We start from the raw sequence: 3,893 nt of genomic DNA, 5'->3' as shown, positions 1-3,893 counted from the left end.
GGCGGCGCTGGGCCGTGCGCTGATGGCGGGGCGCAACCTGGTGCTGCTGGACGAACCCTTCCAGGGCCTGGCGCCGGTGCTGGCAAACCAGTACGCAGAATCGCTGCGCCGCCTGCGCGACCTCAACCCGGAACTGTGCGTGATCGTCACCGAATCCAACGGCAGCCTGCTGCGCGACCTGCCCGACACCACCCTGACGCTCGAACGCGGTGAACTGCTCGCGTCGTCAACCAACCTTCATTAGGAGTACATCGCATGACAACCCTGTTAATCGACGGCCAGTGGGTCGCGTCCCAAAGTGGACAGATGATCGACGTGATCAATCCCTGCAACGGGGAAGCGTTCACGAAAATTGACCGTGGCAATGCCGCCGACATCGACCTTGCGGTCGCGGCCGCGCAACGTGCGCTGGACGGTGCCTGGGGCGCGATGACCGCGACCGAGCGCGGACGTATCATGCTCCGCTTCGGCGACCTGATCTTGAAGCATGCCGAAGAGCTCGCACAGATCGAAGCGCGCGACACCGGCAAACCGATCACGGTGGCGCGCAATGACGTGACCGCCGTCGCCCGCTACTTCGAGTTCTACGGTGCGGCAGCCGACAAGGTGCATGGCCAGACCATCCCTTACCTGAACGGCTACAACGTTAGCGTGGTGCGCGTGCCGCACGGCATTACCGCGCACATCATTCCGTGGAATTACCCCGCGCAAATGTTCGGCCGCACCCTGGCGCCGGCGCTGGCGATGGGCAACGCCACCGTGCTCAAGCCATCCGAAGACGCTTGCCTGAGCGCGCTGAAACTCGGCGAACTCGCGGTCGAAGCCGGCTTCCCGCCGGGCGCGCTGAACATCGTCACCGGCTACGGCCATGAAGCGGGCGCCGCGCTGACCGCGCATCCCGGCATCAACTTCGCGACCTTCACCGGCTCGCCGGAAGTCGGCGTGATGGTGCAGGAAGCGACCGCGAAGAACCACGTTCCCTGCGTGCTGGAACTGGGCGGCAAGTCGCCGCAGGTCGTGTTCAACGATGCCGACCTCGAAAAGGCGGTGCCGGTGATCGTCAAGGCCATCGTGCAGAACGCCGGCCAGACCTGCTCGGCGGGCAGCCGCCTGCTCGTGCAGCAGGATATCTATGACAAGTTCACCGCGATGGTGGCCGAGGCCTTCAACAAGGTGCGCGTCGGTTCGCCGGAGCAGGACCTCGACTGCGGGCCGATCGTCAATGCCAAGCAGCACAAGCGGGTGTCGTCCTTCATCGAAGAAGCCAAGGCGTCGGGCGTACCCGTGCTCGCCGAAGGCAGCCTCGCCCAGGGCCTGTCGGCGGGCGGTTATTACGTCAAGCCGGTGCTGTTCGGCAGCGTGCCGCGCGACCACAAGCTTGCCTGCCGCGAAGTGTTTGGCCCGGTCTTGTCCGCAATGTCCTTCACCGATGAGGAAGACGCGGTGCGGCTGGCCAATGCGACCGAGTACGGTCTGGCGGCCGGTGTATGGACCGAGAACGGCAGCCGCCAGTCGCGCATGGCCAAGCGCCTGCTGAGCGGACAGGTCTTCATCAACTGCTATGGCGCGGGCGGCGGCGTCGAGCTGCCGTTCGGCGGCGTGAAGAAGAGCGGCCACGGACGCGAAAAGGGTTTTCTCGCACTCGAGGAAATGAGCACAACGAAAACTATCGTCCAGTTCCACAATTAAGGAGAATCGAATGTCCCAACTCAACAACAAGGTCACGATCGTCACCGGCGGCGCCGGCGGCTTCGGCGCAGGCATCGTCCGCGCCTACATCCGTGAAGGCGCGAAGGTCGTCATCGCCGACATCAACCCCGACATGGCGCAGGCACTGGCGGATGAACTTGGCCCGAACGCCAGCGCAGTGGCTTGTGACGTCACGAACGGTGAACAGGTGCGCGCGGCGGTGCGTCATTGCGTCGAAAAGTTTGGCGTGCCGGATGTGGTGGTTAACAATGCGGGCACCACACACCGCAACCAGCCGATGCTCGACGTCGACGAAAAGACCTTCGACCGCATGTTCGCGGTGAATGTCAAATCGATCTACCACATGGCGCAGGCGGTCGTCCCGCTGATGCGCGAACGCAAGTCCGGCGTGATCATCAACGTCGGTTCGGTGGCCGGCATCCGCCCGCGTCCCGGCCTCACCTGGTACAACGGCTCCAAGGGCGCTGCCAACATGCTTTCCAAGTCGATGGCGGTAGAGCTTGCGCCGGACCGCATCCGCGTCAATGCAATCTGCCCGGTCATGGGCGCGACCGCCTTGCTGGGCGATTTCATGGGCGTGCCGGACACGCCGGAAAACCGCGCACGCTTCATTTCGACCATTCCGCTCGGACGCATGGCGGAACCGTCCGATATCGCCGCCGCTGCGGTGTTCCTCGCCACCGACGCCGCCGAATTCCTGACCGGCGTCGAGCTGCCCGTGGATGGTGGCCGGACGATCTGATGTACATGAAAGGGGTGTGAAATGAAGATCAATGCCGCCGTGTTGCGCCAGGTCGGGGCCGAAGCGCCTTATGCCAACAGCAGGCCGTTGCAGATCGAAGAGCTTGACCTGGATCCGCCGGGTCCCGGTGAAGTCCTGATCAAGATGCGTGCCGCCGGCCTGTGCCATTCCGACCTCTCGGTGGTGAATGGCGACCGGCCAAGGCCTGTTCCCATGGCGCTGGGGCATGAAGCCTCGGGCGAGGTGGTGCAGGTCGGCGCGGGTGTCGGCGGCCTGAAGCCGGGCGACCTGGTGGTACTGGTCTTCGTGCCGAGCTGCGGCCATTGCCTGCCCTGCATGGAAGGCCGTCCTGCCTTGTGCGAGCCCGGCGCGGTAGCGAACACCGAGGGCACGCTGCTGTCCGGCGAACGCCGCCTGCACAGCGGCGCGGGCCATGTGCACCACCACGTCGGCGTGTCGGCTTTCGCCACGCATGCGGTGGTGTCGCGCCGGTCCTGCGTGAAGATCGAAGCCGATATCGACCCGATCGAGGCGGCCTTGTTCGGATGCGCGGTCCTGACCGGCGTCGGTGCGGCCATCAATACCGCGCGCATCCAGGCCGGCACCACGGCAGCGGTGCTCGGGCTTGGCGGCGTCGGCCTGTGTGCGATGCTGGGTGCGATCGCCTCCGGCGCGCGCGAGGTGGTGGCCGTCGACCTGAACGACCGCAAGCTGGAAGTGGCGCGCGCGCTCGGCGCGACCGCGACCGTCAATGCGCGCGATCCTGATGCGGTGGAAAAGGTCAAGGCACTGACCAAGGGCGGCGTCGATTACGCGCTCGAAATGGCGGGATCGGTGCAGGCGATGGAAATTGCATATCGCATGACGCGGCGCGGCGGCACCACCGTCACCGCCGGCTTGCCCAACCCGTCCGCCAAATGGGCGCTGCAGCAGGTCAGCCTGGTCGCCGAGGAGCGCACCGTCAAGGGCAGCTATATCGGCTCCTGTGTGCCGGCGCGCGACATTCCCCGCTATATCGGCCTGTACAAGGCCGGCAAGCTGCCGATCAATGCACTGATGGGCGAACGCCTGGCGCTCGCCGATATCAACCGGGGATTCGACCGGATGGCATCGGGTGAAAGCATGCGCGACGTCATCGTTTTTTGATCCCGGCGTCGCTCCCAGGCACGACCGGATCAGGCCATGTCACGGCATGATTTGCGTGACATGGCCACCTTCCAATCCATCGACGGTGGAGTAGCTCCTCGCGGAGCACGCCCCGTCGTCCATGCATGACATTTCCCTGATTTCCTCCATGCGCAAGATCCGCAAGATCCTCATCGCCAACCGTTCCGAGATCGCCATCCGCGTGATGCGCGCGGCCGCCGAACTCGGCATCCGCACCGTCGCCATCTACGCCAACGAAGACAAGTTCGCCCTGCACCGCTTCAAGGCCGACGAG

General features: G+C 65.1%; 4 protein-coding genes and 1 pseudogene. All 5 read left to right on the top strand.

Annotated features, from left to right (window positions below; all coding sequences use genetic code 11):
* Nucleotides 1–244 (top strand): annotated as a pseudogene (locus AYR66_RS24335) (ABC transporter ATP-binding protein); the annotation flags it as partial.
* A gap of 11 nt (nucleotides 245–255) precedes the next feature.
* Nucleotides 256–1,689: an aldehyde dehydrogenase family protein gene (locus AYR66_RS24330; RefSeq protein ID WP_088710145.1), complete on the top strand. Its 1,434-nt coding sequence runs from the start codon at nucleotides 256–258 to the stop codon at nucleotides 1,687–1,689.
* A 10-nt stretch (nucleotides 1,690–1,699) separates the two neighbouring features.
* Nucleotides 1,700–2,452: an SDR family oxidoreductase gene (locus AYR66_RS24325; protein WP_088710144.1), complete on the top strand. Its 753-nt coding sequence runs from the start codon at nucleotides 1,700–1,702 to the stop codon at nucleotides 2,450–2,452.
* Between the two features lie 21 nt (nucleotides 2,453–2,473).
* Nucleotides 2,474–3,598: a zinc-dependent alcohol dehydrogenase family protein gene (locus tag AYR66_RS24320; protein ID WP_088710143.1), complete on the top strand. Its 1,125-nt coding sequence runs from the start codon at nucleotides 2,474–2,476 to the stop codon at nucleotides 3,596–3,598.
* 148 nt (nucleotides 3,599–3,746) lie between these two features.
* A partial coding sequence (locus AYR66_RS30520) for a biotin carboxylase N-terminal domain-containing protein (RefSeq protein ID WP_206047320.1) occupies nucleotides 3,747–3,893 on the top strand: 147 nt, incomplete at its 3' end.

It is taken from the genome of Noviherbaspirillum denitrificans (assembly GCF_002211445.1).
Taxonomy (GTDB): Bacteria; Pseudomonadota; Gammaproteobacteria; order Burkholderiales; family Burkholderiaceae_D; genus Noviherbaspirillum; species Noviherbaspirillum denitrificans.
Note: the sequence above shows the minus strand (reverse complement) of the source record. Positions and strands in the feature narration are given on the sequence as shown.

Excerpts from the sequence above, each read along its gene's own strand:
- AYR66_RS24320 (WP_088710143.1), top strand. The coding sequence starts at position 2,474 with ATGAAGATCAATGCCGCCGTGTTGCGCCAGGTCGGGGCCGAAGCGCCT.
- AYR66_RS24325 (WP_088710144.1), top strand. The coding sequence starts at position 1,700 with ATGTCCCAACTCAACAACAAGGTCACGATCGTCACCGGCGGCGCCGGC.
- AYR66_RS24330 (WP_088710145.1), top strand. The coding sequence starts at position 256 with ATGACAACCCTGTTAATCGACGGCCAGTGGGTCGCGTCCCAAAGTGGA.